This window comes from Ruegeria sp. BB10 (assembly GCF_056535725.1).
This window is the reverse complement of the sequence record NZ_JBQFIW010000001.1, coordinates 1,347,000-1,367,498: the sequence shown is the minus strand read 5'-3', so window position 1 is coordinate 1,367,498 and position 20,499 is coordinate 1,347,000. Positions and strand designations below refer to the sequence as shown.

Genomic DNA, 20,499 nt, shown 5'->3' with positions numbered 1-20,499 from the left:
GCTGAACAAGTCCGACCTATTGCCCGAACACTTGCGTCAGAAGCGAGAGGAGGGGCGGGTGAACCGCCCCTTTACTCAGCCTTGTTCAGCGCGCACGCCTTTGGCGATTTGCAGCATTTGATCCGCAGGAAGGAAGCCGCGCAGCATTTCGGTGCCCAAAACAAACGACGGCGTTCCCGAAATCTGCATCCGTTGTGCCAGGGCGCGGGTGCGGGTGATCTCATCGGTCACCTGATCGCTGTCCATCGCCTCGACGATTGCATCGCTGTCCAGACCCAAACCATCGGAAATGCGACGCAGAGAAACCTCGGTCGGTTCGCCGCCAAATTCCAGCAGCGCGTCATGAACTTGCTTGTATGCGTCGTCGCCGGCCACATGTTTGGTCGCCACCGCAAAACGCGAGGACAAGACCGAAGCTTCGCCCAGAATCGGGAATTCCTTGATCACCAAACGGATATTGCCGTCCTCAGCCAGCAGGTCGGCTACTTCGGGCACCGCACGGCGACAATAGCCGCAGCGGTAGTCCATGAATTCGACCAGAGTAATGTCGCCTTCTGGATTGCCACCCACCCAGCTATAGCCGTCATTGAAAAGTTCTTCGGCATTGGCGGCCACTAGTTCTTGGTCAGCGGCGGCCTCGGCAACCGCGTTGCGTTGTTCAAGGATGTTGATCGCCTCGATGATCACTTCGGGGTTCTCCAGCAGATATTCGCGCACCTGGGCGCCGAATTCTTCCTTTTCCGAGGCGCTAAGCGCGTTCAAATCCAACGCTTGCGCAGGGCCAGTGATCAAGGAAAGCCCCAGTAGGGCAGGTGCTGCATGTCTGAGGATCATTTCCGTTTCCTTTTTGCTTTCTTAGCGCGTTCCGAGGCAATCAGCACATCCTGCGCCCTTTGCCAACCCGGAGAGCCTTCGGGCAATTGCCCTAAGGCCCGTTTTGCGTGAATACCCGCGTCGGCCAACCGGCCGCGCAAGGCATATCGTTCAGCGGTCACGACCGAAGCCATGCCATTATTGCCGACCTTCGCATATGCGACCCCGAGATCCTGCATCAGTCGGGCATTTCGGTAATCTCTTTGACGTGCCTTTACAAGCATTTGCAAGGCGTTCTTTGTCTGACCTTGCGCCAGCAATGCACGCCCGTACCCAGCCAGGATCAACGCGTCATTCGGGGCCATTTCAACAGCTTTGCCATAGGCTTTCACCGCGTCCTGCATTTGCCGGTTTTCCAGTAAAATCTGGCCCTTAAGCTCATAGTAAAACGGATCATTTGGGCGAATGGCCAGGGCGCCATCTATGGCGGCGCGGGCGTTGGCCAGATCATGGTTCTGATGATAGGCCGATGCCTCACGCATCAGGCGGATGTCTTGCGCGTCTTCCTCTTTTGCGCGTCGCATGGTCCATGTTGGGGATCGGAGGAAAGCCGACAGCTTACCCTTGACCCGCGCGAACCAGTAATCGGCATTTGGGTCCGATTTGGACCAGTCGCCAGATTGCGCTAGAAACCTTTCGGCCACGCGCAGGCGCTCGCGGCTGGTGGGGTGCGACCGCATATAGGGGTCTTGATTGACCGCGTTTAGTAACTCTTGACCTGCGAATTTTCGATGCAGTTCAACCATCCCGATGGGCGAGATACCGGCCCATCGGAGGTAACTGGCGGCGCTTTGGTCGGCCGAGGATTCTTCGGCGCGGGTATGTCCCAGAAAACTGCGCAGGGCAGCACTTTGGGTTCCTGCGGCAATGCCTACTGCGGCCTCACCACCTCCGGCGGCAGCGGCAATTAGGGCCAGCGCAGTCCCTAACCCCGCCTTGCGTTGCGCCGCGCGCAGGTTTTGCGTCCGCCGGGCCAGATGGCCATTGGCGATATGCGCGGCCTCGTGCGCGATCACGGCCTGCAGCATTTCAGGGCTTTCGACGGTCAGGATCAGCCCGTAATTCAGGTAAATCGCGCTGTAATCGATGACAAAGGCGTTGAACGTGCGGTCATTGACGACAAATATCTTGACCCGATTGGTGTTCAGCCCGGCCGCACGCAGGATCGGAAAGGCCAGTTCGCGCAGCCCATGTTCGATATCGGGGTCTCGGATCAGGCCCTGAGCGATTGCCGGAACAAGGCTTGCCATCCATGTCACTGCCACCAGCAACAGGGTCGGGATTGACGCCACCCTGGATAAGCGTTCAAAAGCCATGGCTGAAACATGGGAGATTGGCATGAGAAACTCAACCCGGTCCGGGGTCGATCCCTTTATCGTGATGGACGTGATGGAGGCCGCGCGACGCGCCGAAGAGGCCGGGCGCCACATAATCCATATGGAGGTCGGCCAGCCCGGCACCGGTGCGCCTAAGGGGGCTGTTAAGGCTCTAGGGAAGGCCATGGAGCAAGCCCCGTTAGGTTATACGGTCGCGTTGGGATTGCCTGAGCTGCGGCAACGGATCGCACGTCTGTATGGCGATTGGTATAATGTTGATCTGAACCCCGAACGCGTTGTGATTACTCCGGGATCTTCTGGCGGATTCCTGCTGGCCTTCACCGCGCTGTTCGACAGCGGTGACCGCGTTGGCATCGGCGCGCCGGGCTATCCGTCTTACCGGCAAATTCTGAAAGCACTGGGTTTGGTGCCGGTTGACCTGCCCACTGCGCCGGAAAACCGCCTGCAACCGGTGCCTGCAGATTTCGCCGGGCTTGATCTGCAGGGGCTGATGGTCGCGTCACCTGCCAATCCGACCGGTACCATGCTGGATCATGCGTCAATGGGCGCGCTGATCGAGGCTGCGCACGGGCAGGGGGCCTCGTTCATCAGCGATGAGATTTACCATGGTCTGGAATATGAGGCCAAAGCCGTCACTGCGCTGGAGTTGACGGACGAGTGCTATGTGATCAACTCATTCTCGAAATATTTCTCGATGACCGGCTGGCGTGTTGGCTGGATGGTCGTGCCCGAGGATCAAGTGCGCGTCGTCGAGCGTATCGCCCAGAACATGTTCATCTGTGCGCCCCATGCCAGCCAGTTGGCAGCACTAGCCGCGATGGATTGCGACGCGGAATTGCAAGCCAATCTGGATGTTTATCGCCGCAATCGCACTTTGATGTTGGACGGTTTGCCCAAGGCCGGGTTCACCAATATCGCGCCGCCTGACGGGGCGTTCTACGTTTACGCCGATGTCTCGGACCTGACCGAAGACAGCCGTGCCTTCGCGGCCGAGATACTGGGCAAGGCCGGGGTGGCCGTGACTCCGGGGCTGGATTTCGACCCAGTGCGCGGGCACCGCACGCTGCGGTTTTCCTATGCGCGATCAACGGCAGATATCGAGGAAGGTCTGATGCGGCTTCAGCGTTTCATGGTTGAACGCGGTTCGATCACAACTCCGGCGTAACCCGTTCACAAATTAGCTTCGGTCCGCTAGTCTGACCGCCAAACGATCTCGGGAAAACTTGAGGCCATGAGCAGGATTTTCTACGCCATCGCGCTGATCTGGGCGCTGAGCAGCGCTGCGCTCGCGCATGATTTCAGCGCGCTTGCGCGGGTTTTGCCCGACGATAGCCGCATAACTCAAGATGGCCGCGCCGGAGTTCGCGTTGAACTTGGCCTCAGTCAGGGCGTTCCTTACCGTGTCTTCACACTGCGCGATCCGTACCGTGTCGTGCTGGATTTTCAGGAGGTCGACTGGACCGGCCTGGACGCCGACACTTTCCTGCAAACCGACCGGATCAGTGGTGTGCAATTCGGCGCCTATGTTCCCGGCTGGTCGCGCATGGTGTTGGAGCTGGGCGCACCGCTGGCCGTTGATACCTCTGACTTGAGGGTGGATCAGGTCAATGGAACAGCGCACCTGTCGCTTGGTCTGAGCGGCACTGATTTCGACAGTTTCGCCGCCAGCGCCGGGGCGCCGCGCCAGCCAGGATGGGACCTGCCGGAACCGTCGGTGACGCCTGCCAAACCCGGTCCAAACGGAACACGCCCTTTGCTGGTGATGCTGGACCCAGGCCACGGCGGTATTGATCCGGGGGCCGAGGTCGCGGGAACAAACGAGAAGACCCTGATGCTGACCTTCGCGCGCGAGTTGCGGGAAACACTGCTGCGGGCCGGGGGATATCAGGTGGTAATGACCCGTGTGGACGACCATTTTGTCAGCCTCGAACGGCGCATAGCCCTGGCGCATCGGGCGGGTGCGGACGTGTTTATCTCGCTTCATGCCGATAGTCTCTCCGAGGGTCGCGCGCATGGTGCGGCGGTCTATACGCTGTCCGACGATGCCTCGGACGTTGCCAGCCACAAATTGGCCGAACGTCACGATAGGGGCGATCTGATCTCGGGCGTGGATCTCAGCGGTGCCGACGACCAGGTGGCCGACATCCTGCTGGATATCGCGCGGCAAGAGACCAAACCACGCACCGACGCGTTGGCGCGGGCCGTGGCCGACGGGATGACGCAGCAGGGCGGGCCAATGAACAACAGACCGATCCGCACGGCATCCTTTTCTGTACTAAAGGCGGCGGATATCCCGTCGATTTTGGTCGAGCTTGGGTTTCTGTCCAGCCCCAGAGATCTAAAAAACGTCACGAATCCAGAATGGCGCAAACGGATGGCGCGCGGAATCCTGGCCGGGCTAGAGCAATGGCGGCAGGACGATCTGGTTAAACGCGCCCTGATTGGGCAGTGACCCTGCGGCGCAAACCGGCTAAAATTGGCCATCGTGTTTTGACCCTGCGCCGGGGCACCACTATATAGGCGGCAGCGCGAGTAAAAGGCAGTAACGTGATCCGTTTCATTCTTTCGTTTTTCGGGGCAATCTTCAGCCTCGTCACCCTGGGTATCTTCATGGCTGCGCTGGTGATCGGCGCGGTGTTCTGGATGTATGGGCGCGACCTGCCCAGCCATGAATCGCTGGCGCAATACAAGCCGCCGACGATCAGCCGGATTTATTCGGGCGAAGGTCAACTGATCGACGAATTCGCGCAGGAACGCCGCTTGTTTACCCCGTCCGAAGAAATTCCCGACCTGGTGAAGCAGGCGTTCATCTCGGCCGAGGACAAGAACTTTTACACGCATCAAGGCTATGACCCGCGCGGCATCATCGCTGCTGGTGTCGAGGCTGTGAAATCCAAGGGTGAAAACGTGCGTGGTGCGTCCACGATCACGCAGCAGGTGATGAAGAACTTCCTGCTGTCCGGCGACCGCCGGGCCGAGCGCAAGATCAAGGAAATCATCCTCGCCACCCGGCTTGAGGATACGCTGGACAAGGAACAGATTCTCGAACTCTATATGAACGAGATCTTTCTGGGCCAGAACTCGTATGGTGTGACGGCTGCGGCGCAGACCTATTTCAACAAGACGTTGCAGGAACTGGCCCCGCATGAGGCGGCCACACTGGCCGCAATGCCCAAAGCGCCGTCCGATTACCATCCAGTTCGCCAGAAAGAACGCCTGCTGGCGCGCCGTGATTACGTGCTGCGCGAAATGCACCAGAATGGCTATATCGATAAGGCGACCTATGAGACCGAGGTCAATCAACCGCTGCGCTCGGTCCAAAACGGTGACTTCGAAAGCTTCCGCACTGCGCTGCCACCGCGTGACTATTTCACCGACGAAATCCGCCGCCAGCTGAGCGAGGATTTCGGCGAGGGTGAGTTCTTTACTGGCGGCTTCACCGTCCGCGCCTCGGTGGACGAAGAGATGCAGGTTGAAGCAGCCAAGGCCCTGCGTACCGCGCTGCAGAAATACGACCGCTCACGCGGTAAATGGCGCGGCACGAAAGAAGTGATCGCCGAAGATAAACTGACCGATGAAGCCCAGTGGCGCGAGGCGCTGACGATCTTGGAAATCCCGCGCGACGTGGTGCTGCCAACGCGGTGGTATCCGGCGGTGGTTTTGAACGTGGCCGATCAATCCCTAACGGTCGGTATCGAGAACGGCCCAGCCGACGGCGTTGTGCCCCGTTCCGATATCAAATGGATGCAGGGCGATTTCGCCGCCAATTTCAAACGTGGTGACGTCATCCTGGTCATGGCCGGCGAAGAAGGTCAGTGGTCGGCGCGTCAAATTCCCGAAGTACAGGGCGGATTTGTCGCGATGGACGTGAATTCGGGCCGGGTTCTGGCGATGCAGGGCGGGTTCTCGTATCAGGATACGGTGTTCAACCGCGCCACGCAGGCGCAGCGCCAGCCGGGGTCCAGCTTTAAGCCTTTTGTTTACGCAGCGGCACTGGACAGTGGTTATAGCCCAGCAACAATCGTGGTGGATGCCCCGATCGAGGTGAACACGCCGCAAGGTTTGTGGCGGCCCAAGAACTCGACAAACAAGTTCTATGGTCCGACGCCACTGCGCACCGGGATCGAGCAGTCGCGGAACCTGATGACGATCCGTCTGGCGCAAGAGGTCACGATGCCGGTTGTCGCGGGTTATGCTGAACGGTTCGGCGTTTACGACCGGATGGGTGCATTCCTTGCCAACTCGCTGGGGTCCGAGGAAACCACGCTGTACAAAATGGTCGCGGCCTATGCGATGTTCGCCAATGGTGGCGAACGGGTCGAGCCCACTCTTGTCGACCGAATTCAGGACCGGTTCGGCAAGACGATTTACCGACATGACGACCGCCAGTGTGTGGACTGTAACTCTAGCTGGCTGGAGCCGGACGAGTCGCCCACCATTGTGACTGATCGCTGGCAGGTTATGGATGCGATCACCGCGTATCAGCTGACGTCGATGATGAAGGGCGTGGTGGATCGGGGAACTGCGTCGAGCGTCGTTAATCTGCCCGTGCCCACAGCGGGTAAAACCGGTACGACCAACGAATCCAAAGATGCGTGGTTCATCGGCTTTACGTCCAATATCGTGGCCGGCTGCTATATCGGGTATGACCGCCCGCGCCCGATGGGGCGGGGGGCCTATGGCGGCACAATGTGTGGCCCGGTTTTCCAAAGCTTTATGGAAAAAGCTGTCGAGAAATATGGCGGCGGTCCGTTTGAAGTGCCCGAGGGTGGCCACTTTATCAAAATCGACCGTTTCAGTGGCGCGCGCCTGCCTGCGGATGCGAACGGGGATTATGTCGTTGCCGAGTATTTCCGCGATGGCGTCGACGGCTTTATTGACCGCGTGTATGACGGCGGCTTTGCGGTTGGTTCGGACCTGCCGCTGTTCGAAGAGGTCAACACCGGCCGTCAGGTGACCACATCAACCGGGAATACCGTCACTGTTGGCCCCAATGCCAGCCAGGGTGATCTTTCGACCGGTGGGCTTTACTGATAACCGATATGTTTCGGGGCTCCGCTGTCTTGTGGTGCCCCGAACCTCTTGCTATCACGCAGGCCTGATTGAGCAAGTTGGGACAAGACCATGCGCGCCGAAACCCAGAATACCGTGGCGGAAATTGAAAAGTCGCTGGAGCTACTGGCGCAGCGTATGGACTATGAAACTGCGCCCCACCGCCTTGAGGAATTTAATGCGCGCGTCGAGGACCCCAACCTTTGGGACAACCCCGAGAACGCGCAGAAACTGATGCGCGAACGTCAGATGTTGGTTGATGCCATCGAGACCTATGAAACCATCAAAACCGATCTAAGCGACAATATCGAATTGATCGAACTGGGCGAGATGGAAGAGGACGAAGAGGTTGTCACCGACGCCGAAAACGCCATCAAAAGCCTGAAGGCCAAAGCCGCCAAGAAAGAGCTGGAGGCGCTGCTGGATGGCGAGGCTGATGGCAACGATACGTTCCTCGAAATCAACTCGGGCGCGGGTGGCACGGAAAGCTGCGACTGGGCCTCGATGCTGGCGCGGATGTATGTGCGTTGGGCCGAGAAAAAGGGCTATACCGTCGAGCTGCAATCCGAGACCTCGGGTGAAGAGGCGGGGATTAAATCCGCCGCCTACAAGATTTCCGGTCATAACGCCTATGGCTGGTTGAAATCTGAAAGTGGTGTACACCGGCTGGTGCGGATTTCACCTTATGACTCGGCGGCTAAGCGGCATACGTCGTTCAGCTCGGTCTGGGTCTATCCGGTGGTTGATGACAATATTGAGATCGAGGTGAACCCCTCGGACATCCGTATCGACACATACCGGTCCTCGGGCGCGGGCGGTCAGCACGTGAACACCACGGACTCGGCAGTTCGGATCACGCACATTCCGACCGGGATCGTTGTAACCAGTTCCGAGAAGTCGCAGCACCAAAACCGCGATATTGCGATGAAGGCGCTGAAGTCGCGCCTGTATCAGCAAGAGCTGGATCGCCGCAACGCGGATATCAACGCTGCGCACGAGGCCAAGGGCGACGCGGGCTGGGGCAACCAAATCCGGTCCTATGTCCTGCAGCCTTATCAGATGGTCAAGGATCTGCGCACCAACCATGAGACATCAGACACCAAGGGTGTGCTGGATGGTGATCTGGATGGGTTTATGGCGGCCACTCTGGCGTTGAACGTGGCGGGCAAAAGCCGGTCCGAGGCGCAGGGCGACTAGGACGGACAGGGGCTTTGCCCGGTCTCCGCAAGCGGAGCCTCCCCCGATATATTTTTAGCCAGATGAAGCGGATCCCGGTTTTCTGTGGGAACGGAAAAGATTCATTTAAACAGTGGGTTTAAATGGGGGGATGCCCCGGCTAGGTTGACCTTGCAAAAGGGACGAGCCTGGGATGAATCTGAGCCAAGCAACTGCAAGTGACCTGTTGAACGCGCTGACGGACCGGCAGGTGTCGGCGCAAGAGGTGATGCAGCAAACGCTGGAGCGGATTGGCGAGGTCAACGAGGCCGCGAACGCCATTGTGGCTTTGCGCGAGCGGGATGATTTGATGGCCGAGGCCCGCGCTTTGGATGCTGGTCCAATCCGTGGCCCCCTGCATGGACTGCCGATTGCGGTCAAAGATCTGGTGAACGTGGCGGGGATCGTAACATCGCAGGGATCTCCGATTTTTAGGGATCACGTTGCGCAAAGGGATGATCTGATTGCCGCGCGGATGCGGGCGGCCGGAGCGATCCTGATCGGCAAGACCAATGTTCCCGAATTCGGGCTGGGGTCCCATACTTTTAATCCGGTCCATGGCGCGACGACGAACCCTTATAATCCGGCCCGGACCTGCGGCGGGTCATCCGGCGGCGCGGCGGTGGCGCTGGCGACCGGGATGGTGGCGCTTGCGGATGGGTCAGACGCGATGGGCAGCCTACGCAACCCGGCGGCCTGGAACAATGTTTACGGGTTTCGGCCAAGCTGGGGGCGGGTGCCGTCGGAACCGGCAGGTGATGGCTTTCTGCATCAGCTGTCCACGCTTGGCCCGATGGCGCGCAGCCCCGAGGATCTTGGCCTGTTGCTGGACGTGATCTCAGGGCCGGATGTGCGGCAGCCGTTTGGTGGGGCCACCCCCGTAGTGTCGCCGGTGCAGGCGGCAGACATGCGCGGCGTGCGGATTGGGTGGCTGGATGACTGGGGAGGGGCTTATCCATTTGAGGATGGCATACACGCGCAATGTGAAAGTGCTTTGAATGTGTTCACTCAGCTGGGGGCCGAGGTCATCCCCGTTGCGCCGCCATTTGAGGCTGAGCGCCTTTGGGAGAGTTGGATAACCCTGCGATCCTGGAGCGTGGCCGCAAGCCTAGCGCCGCTTGCAGATCAACGTGAGGTGTTGAAAGACACGGCGCAATGGGAGTTGGACCGAGGGCAGACTCTGACGGCGATGCAAGTGCATGAAGCCAGCGTCATCCGGTCCGAATGGTTTCGATGCCTGGCAGAGTTGATGCGTGATTATGATGCCATGGTGTTGCCGTCTGCGCAGGTTTGGCCCTTTGAGATTGAGACGCCATACCCAACGGAAATTGCGGGGCGAGGGATGGATACCTATCATCGGTGGATGGAGGTCATGGTGCCAGTCAGCCTGATCGGCTTGCCCTGCCTGTCAGTACCGGCGGGTTTTGGAGCCAACGGATTACCGATGGGAATTCAGGTGTTTGGTCCACGCGGCTCCGACGCCCGCATGCTGTCGATTGGCGCAGCCTATCACGCCGCCACCATGTGGCCGCAAAAACGACCGGCCCAACCGTAGGGTCGGCAAGGGAGGAGGACAGAACATGGACAAGCCATTTGGTGTTCCGGAAATGGGGCCGGTGAATTTGGGGATGTTGCGCGAAGCCCTGCGCCGGGCCTGGACAGACTTTCGTCGGGCTCCGGTTTTTGGGCTTCTGTTTGCGGGGTTTTACGTGCTGGCCGGTTGGTTCATGGCCTGGATCACCTTGCAGACGGGCACGTCGTACTGGTTGGTTCTGGCTGCTATCGGGTTTCCTTTGCTGGGGCCCTTTGCGGCGGTGGGGATGTATGAAGTCTCGCACAGGCTGGAGCAGGGTGAGACCTTGGAATTCAAGTCTATTTTCGGAGTGGTGGTGCAGCAGGGGCGCCGTCAGTTGCCCTCGATATGCGCGATTATTGTGGTGATGTTTTTATTCTGGTTCTTTCTGGGCCATATGATCTTTGCCCTGTTCATGGGGTTGTCGACGATGACAAACGTGTCGACCTCGTTAGAGGTGTATTTGACCGCCAACGGGTTGACGATGTTGGCTGTGGGAAGCGTTGTGGGCGCTGTGTTTGCGACGGTGCTTTATATGATCACCGTACTTTCCATCCCCATGCTGTTGGACCGAGAGCTGGATTTCGTGACCGCTATGATCGCCAGTTTCAGCTATGTCCGTGATCATTTCAGCGTCATGTTGTTGTGGGGAATCTTTATCGCCATCCTGACTTTTCTAGCCATGATTCCGTGGTTTTTGGGCTTGTTTTTTGTGCTGCCGTTGTTGGGGCATGCCAGCTGGCATTTATATCGGCTGATCACTCAAGCGTCGGGCGAAAACGCTGCGTGACGTCAGCTTGCCGCTTGCTGAAGCGAGCGTTCTGCACGGCGGGCGGTTCGCGCCGCTGCCAGAACGGCCGAAGGGTCTTCGCCCAGATGACGCAGTAGAATGCGCCGGGTGGTTGTCTCGCTGGCGGTCGTTCTGGACAAGCAGATTGCCACGCCGCGCCACCGGTCCGAATGCTCATCGGTCCCGCGCGTCACCAGATAAATACGGCTGTTTTGCGAGGCTCGGCTGGACATCAGGATATAAATCTGCCGGCCAGCACAGGCGGCGATGCCTTGCACTTCACGTTCTGTCGGAGCGGCGCTCGGCATGCCAGGGCGCGGCTCATAACCACGCACCAGCGTGCATTGCGGCAACCGGCGTGCGTGAATCAACCGATGACGCGAGGGCTTAGGATCATCCAGTTCGGTCTCCGTCGCATAGTAGAACCCCGCCGGAAACAGGTTCTCGGTCAGTGTTGTGGGGCCCGAGCCCAGAAAATCTGTAAGGGCAGACGCTGCGGGATGTGTCGGAGAGCGGTCGATCTCGTCCAGCGGGCGCAGCAGAATACGGGCGTCCACTTCGAAAAACCGGCAAATCCGGTCAAGTACGTCAGGTCTTGGAAAACTCTCGCCACCAAGGTATCGGTTGAATTGCGTCCGGTTGACGCCCAATTGTCGGCAAAGTTCTGATACTGATGTATATTGCTGCGCAAGTTGCCTGAGATTGGCGCCGAACATCCTGCGCAATTCGTCCGGATTACGGATGTCTTTGGTCATAGGTGTCCCAGGTTCTCGCGACTTGTTTTATAGTACGCAACATGTTCGACCTGACGGTCGACATAACGCACATATCGTACAGATGACACGAACGGGCGCATCCCAACGCCACGTCACACCGAGAGGCTAACGTCCAATCTTACAAACGCAATAGGCTTTATCTTGTTTTGTGTGGTCTTTTCGGGCTGTTTTGCACAAAAAACCGGCACTCGGCCAGATTTAGCCTAAAGGTAAACAAATCAAACCGAAGTTTCCCCACCCTTATCGAACGGCCCGACCGGGTGGGGCAAAGTTCATTCGCCGCGCAACAGGGCCGCGACACCGGTGCGGGCCACTTCGACCAGACCCAGCGGGCGCATCAGATCGGCAAAGGCGTCGATCTTGTCCGGTGCGCCGGTGATTTCAAAGATGAACGAGTTCAGCGTGCTGTCGACCACATTGGCGCGGAAGATGTCGGCCAGACGCAACGCCTCGACCCGTTTGTCGCCTGCGCCAACCACTTTGATGATCGCCAGCTCCCGCTCGACCGCGTCGCCTTCGACGGTCAAATCATGCACGTCGTGAACGGTGACGATACGACCCAGCTGCGCCTTGATCTGCTCGATCACCTGCGGCGTACCGGTGGTGACGATGGTGATACGGCTCAGATGCCCGGTGTGATCGACCTCGGCTACGGTGAGGCTTTCGATGTTGTAACCACGGCCCGAGAACAACCCGATCACACGGGCCAAGACACCGGGTTCGTTTTCGACCAGAACCGCAATCGTGTGGCGCTCCTGCACGTCCGAAAAGGTCGGGCGTAGGTTATAGGCCGAATGGCGGGTAGAGCCTTTTTTGATATGTAGGGCAGACATTTACGTCCCTTTCATCATTCTTGTGGTGTTGGGCGCTCCGCCGCGCCCAACAAATTTCGTCAAACCAGAACCGAGCCTTTGGAATCGATCACGCCCTGTGTTTCGGCCTCGCCCAGCAACATCTCGTTATGTGCCTTTCCTGACGGGATCATGGGGAAGCAGTTCTCGTGCTTTTCCACCAGACAGTCAAAAATCACCGGACCGTCATAGTCGATCATCTCCATGATCGCGTCATCCAGATCGGCAGGGTCAGAACACAGGATGCCTTTGGCGCCGAATGCCTCGGCAAGTTTGACGAAATCGGGCAGGGCCTCGGACCACGAATGCGAATACCGCTCGCCATGCAGAAGTTCCTGCCACTGACGAACCATGCCAAGGCGTTCATTGTTCAGGATGAACTGTTTCACGGGCAGGCGGTACTGAACGGCCGTGCCCATTTCCTGCATGTTCATCAGCCACGACGCCTCACCGGCCACGTTGATCACCAGCGCGTCCGGATGCGCCATCTGCACCCCAACAGAGGCCGGGAAGCCATAGCCCATAGTGCCCAGACCACCCGAGGTCATCCAGCGGTTGGGGTCTTCGAACCCAAGATACTGCGCGGCCCACATTTGATGCTGACCAACCTCGGTCGTGATGTAGCGGTCGTGCTTTTTGGTCAGCTCTTCAAGGCGTTGCAGCGCATATTGCGGTTTGATGGTCTTTTCGCTGTTGGTGAACGCCAGGCAATTCACCTTGCGCCAGTCGCTTATCTGGGCCTGCCACTTCTTGACGGCGGCCGCATCGGTCTTGCGGCCGCGCGATTTCCAGACCTTGAGGATATCCTCAAGCACATGTGCCACATCACCGACAATCGGGATGTCCACGCGGATCACCTTGTTGATCGATGACGGATCAATGTCGATATGCGCTTTTTTCGAGTTCGGCGAGAATGCATCAATCCGCCCGGTGATCCGGTCGTCGAACCGTGCGCCGACATTGATCATCAGATCGCAGTCATGCATCGCCAGGTTGGCCTCGTACAGGCCGTGCATCCCCAGCATGCCCAGCCAGTTTTCACCCGACGCCGGATAAGCGCCCAGACCCATCAGGGTCGAGGTGACCGGAAAGCCCGTCGCATCAACCAATTCGCGCAGCAATTGGCTGGCAGCAGGGCCCGAGTTGATGACGCCGCCGCCAGTGTAAAAGACTGGCTTCTTCGCGGTCTCGATTGCCGCAACCAGTTCGGTGATCTCTTCCAGATCGCCCTTGAGGACCGGCTGGTAGTGCGATGTTGACGGCTTTGGCGCGGTATACTCACCCGAGGCAAACTGAACGTCTTTGGGAATATCGACCAGCACCGGCCCGGGGCGGCCCGAGATGGCGACGTGAAATGCCTCATGCATCGTCTCAGACAGCGAATCCGTGTCCTTCACCAGCCAGTTATGCTTGGTGCAAGGGCGGGTGATACCGACTGTGTCGGCCTCTTGAAAGGCGTCCGAGCCGATCATGAAGGTCGGAACCTGCCCGGTCAGAACCACAATCGGGATCGAATCCAGCAACGCATCGGTCAGGCCGGTCACCGCGTTAGTGGCGCCGGGGCCGGATGTCACCAGCGCGACGCCAGGCTTGCCGGTTGATCGCGCATATCCTTCGGCGGCGTGAACCGCGCCCTGTTCGTGGCGCACCAGAACGTGCCGAATGTCGTTTTGCAGAAAGATCTCATCATAGATCGGTAGCACGGCGCCACCGGGGTATCCGAATACCGTGTCCACGCCCTGATCCTTGAGGGCCTGAACCACCATCTTTGCGCCGGTCATCTCACGTGTCATCTGCTTTGCTCCGTTCGCGACATGTGTCTTGCGTTTAGCATAAAAAAAGCCCCCGAGATTTTTCGGAGGCGCATGGGTTCGATTATGGTTTACCGTTACCGGCCCATGCGCGTGTTTCCTACGATTACGACTAGCGCTTTCATCGCCAGAGGCTCCTTTTCAGCTTGGCAGGGACATTATGGGCGGGCGAAAGGGGCGTCAACAGGCAATCGTACCAATTTTGTAACCTGAGATGCAGATTTTGCGACATTTTATTGCGCAGATTGCCGCAGGTTGGGAATTTCCGCGAATTTTTGCCCGCTCATGATGATTTGGGCTGGCAAATGGCAGGTCTGAAAGCGTCAAGGCAATGTCCAAATTTGACATGAGCGACCCGGTTCTGTGCGGCACGCTGGTCTCAGTTGAACAGATAAGGGAGGCGAAGAATGTTGCAGGACCTCATAGATCTAGGGCGGTATCCGATCGATCGGCCCGGGTCGCGGGGCTATGATCAGACGATTGCAGATGTGCGGAAAGAACTTGATCAAGACGGCTGCGCGGTTCTGCCAGGATTTGTGCATGAGGACGGTTTGGAGTTGCTGGTGCGCGAGGCGGATGAGGTTGCCCCACAAGCGCATCGCTCTTTCAACAGGACCAACGCCTATTTCACCAAGGATGATCCGCGCTTTGGGATCGGGCATCCGATACGCCGTTTTTATGACCGCTCAAACGCCTTTGTTCCCGCAGATAATTTCCCCACGTCGGGTCCTTTGCGGCGGATTTACGAATATGAATGGTTCATGCCTTTTGTCCGTGACGCATTGGACGAGCCCGAGGATCGGTTCTTTCGCTATGATGATCCGCTGGCAGATGTGATCATTAACGTGGTCGAAGAGGGGCAGGGCTTTCCCTGGCATTTCGACACCAACAACTACACCGTTACGCTGGCCATTCAGAATGGAGAAATCGGGGGCACCTTTGAATATGTGCCGAACCTGCGCACGGCCGAGGATGAAAACTTCAAGTCCGTGGCCTCGGTTCTGGACGGAGACAGGGCACGGGTGCGAGAGCTGGAGTTGCAACCGGGGGACCTACAGATTTTCAAGGGACGGTACGCGCTGCATAGGGTGGCGCCAGTTACGGGTGCGCGCACCCGATATGTTGGGATTTTCTCGTTCGTTGAAGCCGAAGGGATGTGCGGCGGGGTTGAACGCACACGACAACTTTATGGGCGTGTGTTACCGCATCATCATGCGCGAGAAGGGATGCGAAAGGATCAATTGCTGGACTGAAAAATCTGGGGTTAAAATAAAGAGGTTTTCAGCGACCGGAGGGTCCGATGCCTAAGATTATACAGCTTACGCCATTTGTTCTGTGTTCCTCCCTGCAGAAGCAGATTGATTTCTATTGCGATCGTTTGGGATTTTCTTGCGGGTTTCGGCAGGACAATTACGCTTTTTTGTCATTGGGGTCCGTGGCCATTCGGCTATTGGAATGCCCGCCGCGCGATGATGGTCGCCCGTTGGGAGGAGATCAGTCGTTTTACATAGACGTCGACGAAATCGACGATTTGTACGACAGCTTGCTGCCGGGATTGGCTGATCTACCCGAAGGGCGCGTGCGCCCGCCGTTTGATCAACCCTATCTGCAGCGCGAGTTTCACGTTATCGACGAAGACGGGACGTTGGTATTCTTTGGACAGGATATCAGCCCGAGGGGGTAGGCCCTCCCGCCCGTTGTCGATACGCCTGCGGCTTATCTCCGCCGGTTGGGCCGAGCAGCGCTGCGCGCCGCGGGTGTGCTTAGAAACCGGGGCTGGTGCCTTGCAAGACTCCGTGTTCCAGCGCGTATCGGGTCAGACCCGCAGTGGATGAGATACCCAGTTTGCGTTTGATGTTCTTGCGGTGAGTTTCCACCGTGCGCACAGAGATTTCCAAGGTCTGCGCCACCTCTTTGTTGGACTTTCCCTGCGCCAGTTCCAGCAGGATGGTCTGTTCACGGCCGGTCAGCGCCTCACGCGCGCTGTCTTGTTTGGGCTGCAGCGACCCGCTGGCACCGGTGCAAAGGTACTGCTCGCCGCGCATCACCGCGTCGATGGCCTGTTTGATCTCATCCGTCGGTACGTCTTTGAGGACATAACCCTTGGCGCCGTGGTTCAGTGCGGTCGAAATATATTCGGGGCTGTCATGCATCGACAGTATCAGGATGCGGGTCTCGGGCAGGCGCTCCAAAATCATCTCGGTGGCGCTGAGCCCGCCTAGGCCAGGCATGTTCAGATCCATCAGGATCACATCGGGGGACAGATCGGCTACCTGATCGACGGCCTCTTGCCCGGTGCCAAGTGTGCAGACCACTTCGATGTCGGGATAGCTTTCAAGGATCGACTGAATCCCTTCAGCCACCATCGGGTGGTCATCCACGATCAGGACCCGGATCGACTGTGCGCTCATGTACCGGCCTTTCGGTTCGGAGTTGCGTCTTCCTGCGGCGGAAGCAAGTGGCTAAGCGGCAGGGTAACCTCGATCACGGTGCCGCCGTGCGGGCTGCGTGATGACAGAATACGCAGTGATCCGTCAAGCTGTTCGATGCGTTCCTGCATGTTGCGCAGCCCGATCCCGGTGCTGACGCCTTCAGCCTCGCGGGGCAGGCCGCGACCATTGTCGGTGATGCGCATTGTGGCACCCTTTTTGTGACCGCGCAGATCAATTGTAACATGCGTTGCGTCGGCGTGGCGTTCGATATTTGTCAGGGCTTCTTGTGCGATACGGTAAAGGGCGATCTTGGCGTCCTGATCCAAACGGTTTCGAAACACGACGGTCGAGAATTCGGTCTCAATCCCCGTACGCTCGCGGAAATCGTCGGTCAGCGCCTTCACTGCGGGGCCAAGGCCCAGATCGTCCAGCACACCTGGGCGCAAATCGCGGCTGATGCGGCGCACCTCGGTGATTGCGGTGCCGAGATGCTCGATCCCCTTGTCCAATGGGGCGTGGGCCCCGTCATCATCGCCCCGCGCAAGCCGCCGCCGGGCATTGTCCAGCGCGTAGCGTACACCGACGAGTATCTGGCTGATCCCGTCATGCAGTTCGCGCGCCACTCGGCCCCGCTCTTCCTCTTGCGCGTCGAGAACCCGTTGCGTCAGTTCCTTCAGCTTGGCATCCGCCAGCCGTCGTTCTCGGAAATTCAGGAGCATGCCGGATGCAAAAACGACCAGCACTGCCGCCAAAGTAATACCGCCGATATAATAGAATGTCCGGCGCACACGGGCCTCGACCTCGGCCCGGGCGGCGGCGATCGATGCGACAACGTCGTCAATGAACACCCCGGTTCCCACAGCCCACTGCCAGCTGGGAAAGCTGGTGACGTAGGTGATCATCTGTGCCTCTTCCCCGGTCGAAGGTTTGGGCCACAGATAGGTGTGATACCCCGCACCTTGTCGGGCGATCCGGATCAGTTCGTCCACGACTGGTGTGCCCTCACTGTCGGTCAGGCCGCTCCAGTTCTTGTTGATCAGGTCGGTTTGGCGCGGGCTAACCAGATTGGTACCGTCATAGTCATAGACAAAAAAGAACCCGTCATCGCCGTAGATCATTGCCGACAGGATTTGCGCGACCTGATCCTTGGCCGCCTGATCATCGGGTTGGGCCGAGCCGTAGACAAAGTAAAATCCGTTGCGAGCTTGGGTGACATAGTTGCGCAGTTCGGCCTTTTTGGCTTCGATCAGCTGTGCCTCAAGCTGATCGATTTCACGTTCGGCCAGTTTGCGCGACTGATGGGCGACGAGAATGGCAATTGCCGCCACGGCCACAATCAGCGGCAGTGTTGCCAGCAGCGACAGCTTTTGCGCGTAATTCGGTCTAAAGACGTTGCGGAATCTCCCCATATCTCTGCGATAGGCAAATTTCACAAAAAAAGCAAAGTCGGACCGTTCAATGCCGGGAATAGGTAGGTGCCGAGTAAAAAATCGCGGTGAATCCAGCGGTTTGACCCAACGAATGACCGTTTCTACGTAGTAGTAGGTATTTTCATCTTCAATTGCATGGATATGATCCGCCCCATCGACAACGATCAACTGCCCCAAGAGGCAGACCATGACTTTGGGAGGACTGACTATATGGATCGTCGTTCATTTTTGAAAACCACGGCACTAGGCAGCAGCGCGGCCGCAGCTACCGCGCTGGCAGCACCGGCATATGCGCAGGGCAAGCGGACCCTGACGATGGTGACATCATGGCCGCGTGGCTTTGCCGTTCTGGATGACGCAGCCAGCTATATGGAGCAGATGGTCGGCGAGATGTCCGACGGTCAGCTGACCATCGACAAGAAGGCCCCGGGTGAACTGGTGGGCGCGCTGGAAGTGTTCGACGCCGTGTCGTCGGGCCAGGCTGACATGTACCACTCGGCCGACTACTACTTTATCGGTCAGCACCCCGGTTACGCTTATTTCACCGCTGTGCCGTTTGGTGGTACCGCGCAGGAACTGACCAACTGGTACTACCATGGCGGCGGCGAAGAGCTGCACGACGAGCTGGGTCAGATCTTTAACCTCAAGGGCCTGCTGGCCGGTAACTCGGGCTCGCAGTCCGGTGGCTGGTTCCGTAACGAGATTAACTCGGCCGCAGACTTCAACGGTCTGAAGTTCCGTATGCCCGGTCTGGGTGGCAAGGTGCTGGGCAAACTGGGCGCCTCGGTTCAGAACATCCCCGGCGGCGAACTGTATCAGGCGCTGTCTTCGGGTGCGCTGGACGGTCTGGAGTGGGTTGGCCCGATGGCGGACGAACGCGCCGGCTTCCAGGAAGTTGCCAAGGTCTACTACACCGCGGGTTTCCATGAGCCGGGCTCGGGTCTGGCCGCATCGGTCAACCTGGATGTCTGGAATGACCTGACACCGGCACAGCAGGCGATCCTGCGCTATGCGTCGATGGCCACAACCCACTATCAGTTGGCTGAAACGCTGGCCAACAACGGTGCCGCACTGGCGCGTCTGCAATCGCAGGGCGTTAAAACGCTGCAATTCTCGGACGACGTCTGGGACGCGTTTGGCCAGGCATCCGCCGAGGTCATGGACGAGAACATGAATGACGAGTTGTTTGCCAATATCCGCGGTTCGTTCGAAGAGTCGCTGGCGACGTCGGCCTCGTGGATCAACAAGTCGGATGGATACTACGTCCAGCAGCGCGTTCGCGTTCTGGGTGGCTAAGTAGGCGCCGGAAATCTCAGAGGCCTCACGAAAGTGGGGCCTCTTTTCAATACATATTCTCTGAATCCTGCGACCCCTGCTAAGGTGAAAGTCACAGATATTCAGCTGAGTGAGGGACATCATGGACGACAGCAGCTCGGTTGGTCTGACCGACGCTCTTGCCGCAGTTGGCGGCGGGATTGTCTGGGTTCTGCAAAATCTGGCCCAAGCCTTCTACAACATTGGCTACGCACTGACCCATCCAAGCCTCTGGCTGGATTGGTCCGATAAAGAAGCTGTCATGCGCTTCGTCTACTATGGCGGATCGGTTGAGTTCTTCTTTGCCGTTTTTGCAGTTTTTCTGGTTATCACAATCATCGGCATGGTCCGCAATAACTTCATGTGGGGGTGTGTGCGCGGACTTGAGGGGTTCACCAACACGCTGGGCCGTTTCTTTGCCTGGGCCGGTCTGCTGATGGTGCTACAGCAAATCATCATCGTGATCATGCAGCGGATTTTCACCCGCCCCGACATCGTGATCGCCTTTGGCATTCCGCTGCAATACGACATCAGTTGGTATGCTGAAATGTTGAAGTTTTACAACGCTTTGGTGGTGTCTCTTTGTGTAGGGTACACCTTTGTGCAGGGCGGGCATGTGCGGGTTGATCTGTTCTATGCCCCGGCACGGTTCGGCACCAAAAAGGTGATCGACATGCTGGGCTCGGTGTTCTTCATGATGCCGCTGGCAGTGCTGGTCTGGATGTATGGCTGGTACTTCATGTGGCGGCACCTGATCGTGCCAAAACCCTCGGCCAGTGACACGCTGGAGCGGCTGCTGCTGAAATCGAAGGCGATGCGCTGGAATGTCGAAACCATCGGCTTCAGCCCCAACGGTTTCACTGCGTATTTCCTGTTCAAGATCATGCTGGTGGCCTTTGCCGGGCTGGTCTTCCTGCAAGCAATAGCATTCCTGTACCGGTCGTATCTTGAATACGTGGAAGGACCGGACAGTGCCGGAAAATACCTCGACAAAGACAGCCTTGGCGAGGGTGAAGAAGCCTTCGAAGGCGTACATTAAGGACGG

General features: G+C 58.2%; 17 protein-coding genes. 10 read left to right on the top strand and 7 right to left on the bottom strand.

Going from position 1 to position 20,499, the window contains the following annotated elements; genetic code table 11:
* Positions 1-75 precede the first annotated feature (75 nt).
* Together ACR3EP_RS06835 and ACR3EP_RS06830 are read right to left on the bottom strand one after the other, a co-directional pair.
* Positions 76-834: a DsbA family protein gene (locus ACR3EP_RS06835; protein ID WP_170410196.1), complete on the bottom strand. Its 759-nt coding sequence runs from the start codon at positions 832-834 to the stop codon at positions 76-78.
* A complete protein-coding gene (locus ACR3EP_RS06830; RefSeq protein WP_480636973.1) occupies positions 831-2,213 on the bottom strand; it encodes a M48 family metalloprotease in 1,383 nt (460 codons plus the stop codon). Before ACR3EP_RS06830 ends, ACR3EP_RS06835 begins: the two co-directional genes overlap by 4 nt.
* Between ACR3EP_RS06830 and ACR3EP_RS06825 the strand changes: the two genes are divergently transcribed.
* From ACR3EP_RS06825 to ACR3EP_RS06800, 6 genes are all read left to right on the top strand, one after another.
* Entirely contained in the window at positions 2,212-3,375 is a 1,164-nt protein-coding gene (locus ACR3EP_RS06825; RefSeq protein WP_170410192.1) for a pyridoxal phosphate-dependent aminotransferase, read from the top strand. The two genes, ACR3EP_RS06830 and ACR3EP_RS06825, sit on opposite strands and share 2 nt — an antisense overlap.
* Before the next feature lie 66 nt (positions 3,376-3,441).
* Entirely contained in the window at positions 3,442-4,662 is a 1,221-nt protein-coding gene (locus ACR3EP_RS06820) for an N-acetylmuramoyl-L-alanine amidase (RefSeq protein ID WP_480636971.1), read from the top strand.
* Positions 4,663-4,757: 95 nt separating this feature from the next.
* The gene (locus tag ACR3EP_RS06815; protein ID WP_480636969.1) at positions 4,758-7,244 is read left to right on the top strand and encodes a penicillin-binding protein 1A; all 2,487 of its coding nucleotides are present in this window, start codon (positions 4,758-4,760) and stop codon (positions 7,242-7,244) included.
* A 90-nt stretch (positions 7,245-7,334) separates the two neighbouring features.
* Positions 7,335-8,459 (top strand): peptide chain release factor 2, encoded by a 1,125-nt coding sequence (gene prfB / locus ACR3EP_RS06810; RefSeq protein WP_170349016.1) that lies wholly within the window; start codon positions 7,335-7,337, stop codon positions 8,457-8,459.
* A gap of 172 nt (positions 8,460-8,631) precedes the next feature.
* Positions 8,632-10,032, top strand: coding sequence for an amidase (locus tag ACR3EP_RS06805; protein WP_480636967.1), 1,401 nt, complete (start codon positions 8,632-8,634; stop codon positions 10,030-10,032).
* Between the two features lie 25 nt (positions 10,033-10,057).
* The gene (locus tag ACR3EP_RS06800) at positions 10,058-10,840 is read left to right on the top strand and encodes a DUF2189 domain-containing protein (RefSeq protein ID WP_170349014.1); all 783 of its coding nucleotides are present in this window, start codon (positions 10,058-10,060) and stop codon (positions 10,838-10,840) included.
* 2 nt (positions 10,841-10,842) lie between these two features.
* On the opposite strand, the gene ACR3EP_RS06795 is transcribed toward ACR3EP_RS06800, so the two are convergent.
* From ACR3EP_RS06795 to ACR3EP_RS06785, 3 genes are all read right to left on the bottom strand, one after another.
* On the bottom strand, positions 10,843-11,595 hold the full coding sequence (locus ACR3EP_RS06795) for a helix-turn-helix domain-containing protein (protein WP_226688333.1): 753 nt from the start codon (positions 11,593-11,595) through the stop codon (positions 10,843-10,845).
* A 293-nt stretch (positions 11,596-11,888) separates the two neighbouring features.
* A complete protein-coding gene (gene ilvN / locus ACR3EP_RS06790) occupies positions 11,889-12,449 on the bottom strand; it encodes an acetolactate synthase small subunit (RefSeq protein ID WP_170349013.1) in 561 nt (186 codons plus the stop codon).
* Between the two features lie 59 nt (positions 12,450-12,508).
* Positions 12,509-14,260: an acetolactate synthase 3 large subunit gene (locus ACR3EP_RS06785; protein ID WP_480636965.1), complete on the bottom strand. Its 1,752-nt coding sequence runs from the start codon at positions 14,258-14,260 to the stop codon at positions 12,509-12,511.
* A 425-nt stretch (positions 14,261-14,685) separates the two neighbouring features.
* Between ACR3EP_RS06785 and ACR3EP_RS06780 the strand changes: the two genes are divergently transcribed.
* Positions 14,686-15,531 (top strand): HalD/BesD family halogenase, encoded by an 846-nt coding sequence (locus ACR3EP_RS06780; protein WP_480636964.1) that lies wholly within the window; start codon positions 14,686-14,688, stop codon positions 15,529-15,531.
* 47 nt (positions 15,532-15,578) lie between these two features.
* Entirely contained in the window at positions 15,579-15,962 is a 384-nt protein-coding gene (locus tag ACR3EP_RS06775; RefSeq protein WP_480636962.1) for a bleomycin resistance protein, read from the top strand.
* 79 nt (positions 15,963-16,041) lie between these two features.
* Here ACR3EP_RS06775 and ACR3EP_RS06770 read toward each other — a convergent pair whose 3' ends face one another.
* Together ACR3EP_RS06770 and ACR3EP_RS06765 are read right to left on the bottom strand one after the other, a co-directional pair.
* Positions 16,042-16,689, bottom strand: coding sequence for a response regulator transcription factor (locus ACR3EP_RS06770; RefSeq protein ID WP_170349009.1), 648 nt, complete (start codon positions 16,687-16,689; stop codon positions 16,042-16,044).
* Positions 16,686-18,119 carry a cache domain-containing protein gene (locus ACR3EP_RS06765; protein WP_170349423.1) on the bottom strand — a complete coding sequence of 478 codons (1,434 nt, stop codon included), beginning with the start codon at positions 18,117-18,119 and terminating at the stop codon, positions 16,686-16,688. Before ACR3EP_RS06765 ends, ACR3EP_RS06770 begins: the two co-directional genes overlap by 4 nt.
* 231 nt (positions 18,120-18,350) lie before the next feature.
* Between ACR3EP_RS06765 and ACR3EP_RS06760 the strand changes: the two genes are divergently transcribed.
* Complete coding sequence (locus tag ACR3EP_RS06760) at positions 18,351-19,436, top strand: TRAP transporter substrate-binding protein (protein WP_170349008.1); 1,086 nt, start codon at positions 18,351-18,353, stop codon at positions 19,434-19,436.
* Between the two features lie 121 nt (positions 19,437-19,557).
* Positions 19,558-20,493 carry a TRAP transporter small permease subunit gene (locus ACR3EP_RS06755; RefSeq protein WP_170358909.1) on the top strand — a complete coding sequence of 312 codons (936 nt, stop codon included), beginning with the start codon at positions 19,558-19,560 and terminating at the stop codon, positions 20,491-20,493.
* Positions 20,494-20,499 lie beyond the last annotated feature (6 nt).

Bases quoted from the DNA above. Each gene is read 5' to 3' on its own strand.
- ACR3EP_RS06770 (WP_170349009.1), bottom strand. From the start codon at position 16,689: ATGAGCGCACAGTCGATCCGGGTCCTGATCGTGGATGACCACCCGATG.
- ACR3EP_RS06755 (WP_170358909.1), top strand. From the start codon at position 19,558: ATGGACGACAGCAGCTCGGTTGGTCTGACCGACGCTCTTGCCGCAGTT.
- ACR3EP_RS06800 (WP_170349014.1), top strand. From the start codon at position 10,058: ATGGACAAGCCATTTGGTGTTCCGGAAATGGGGCCGGTGAATTTGGGG.
- ACR3EP_RS06765 (WP_170349423.1), bottom strand. From the start codon at position 18,119: ATGGGGAGATTCCGCAACGTCTTTAGACCGAATTACGCGCAAAAGCTG.
- ACR3EP_RS06835 (WP_170410196.1), bottom strand. From the start codon at position 834: ATGATCCTCAGACATGCAGCACCTGCCCTACTGGGGCTTTCCTTGATC.
- ACR3EP_RS06805 (WP_480636967.1), top strand. From the start codon at position 8,632: ATGAATCTGAGCCAAGCAACTGCAAGTGACCTGTTGAACGCGCTGACG.
- ilvN (WP_170349013.1), bottom strand. From the start codon at position 12,449: ATGTCTGCCCTACATATCAAAAAAGGCTCTACCCGCCATTCGGCCTAT.
- ACR3EP_RS06785 (WP_480636965.1), bottom strand. From the start codon at position 14,260: ATGACACGTGAGATGACCGGCGCAAAGATGGTGGTTCAGGCCCTCAAG.
- prfB (WP_170349016.1), top strand. From the start codon at position 7,335: ATGCGCGCCGAAACCCAGAATACCGTGGCGGAAATTGAAAAGTCGCTG.
- ACR3EP_RS06775 (WP_480636962.1), top strand. From the start codon at position 15,579: ATGCCTAAGATTATACAGCTTACGCCATTTGTTCTGTGTTCCTCCCTG.
- ACR3EP_RS06830 (WP_480636973.1), bottom strand. From the start codon at position 2,213: ATGCCAATCTCCCATGTTTCAGCCATGGCTTTTGAACGCTTATCCAGG.
- ACR3EP_RS06825 (WP_170410192.1), top strand. From the start codon at position 2,212: ATGAGAAACTCAACCCGGTCCGGGGTCGATCCCTTTATCGTGATGGAC.
- ACR3EP_RS06780 (WP_480636964.1), top strand. From the start codon at position 14,686: ATGTTGCAGGACCTCATAGATCTAGGGCGGTATCCGATCGATCGGCCC.
- ACR3EP_RS06820 (WP_480636971.1), top strand. From the start codon at position 3,442: ATGAGCAGGATTTTCTACGCCATCGCGCTGATCTGGGCGCTGAGCAGC.
- ACR3EP_RS06760 (WP_170349008.1), top strand. From the start codon at position 18,351: ATGGATCGTCGTTCATTTTTGAAAACCACGGCACTAGGCAGCAGCGCG.
- ACR3EP_RS06795 (WP_226688333.1), bottom strand. From the start codon at position 11,595: ATGACCAAAGACATCCGTAATCCGGACGAATTGCGCAGGATGTTCGGC.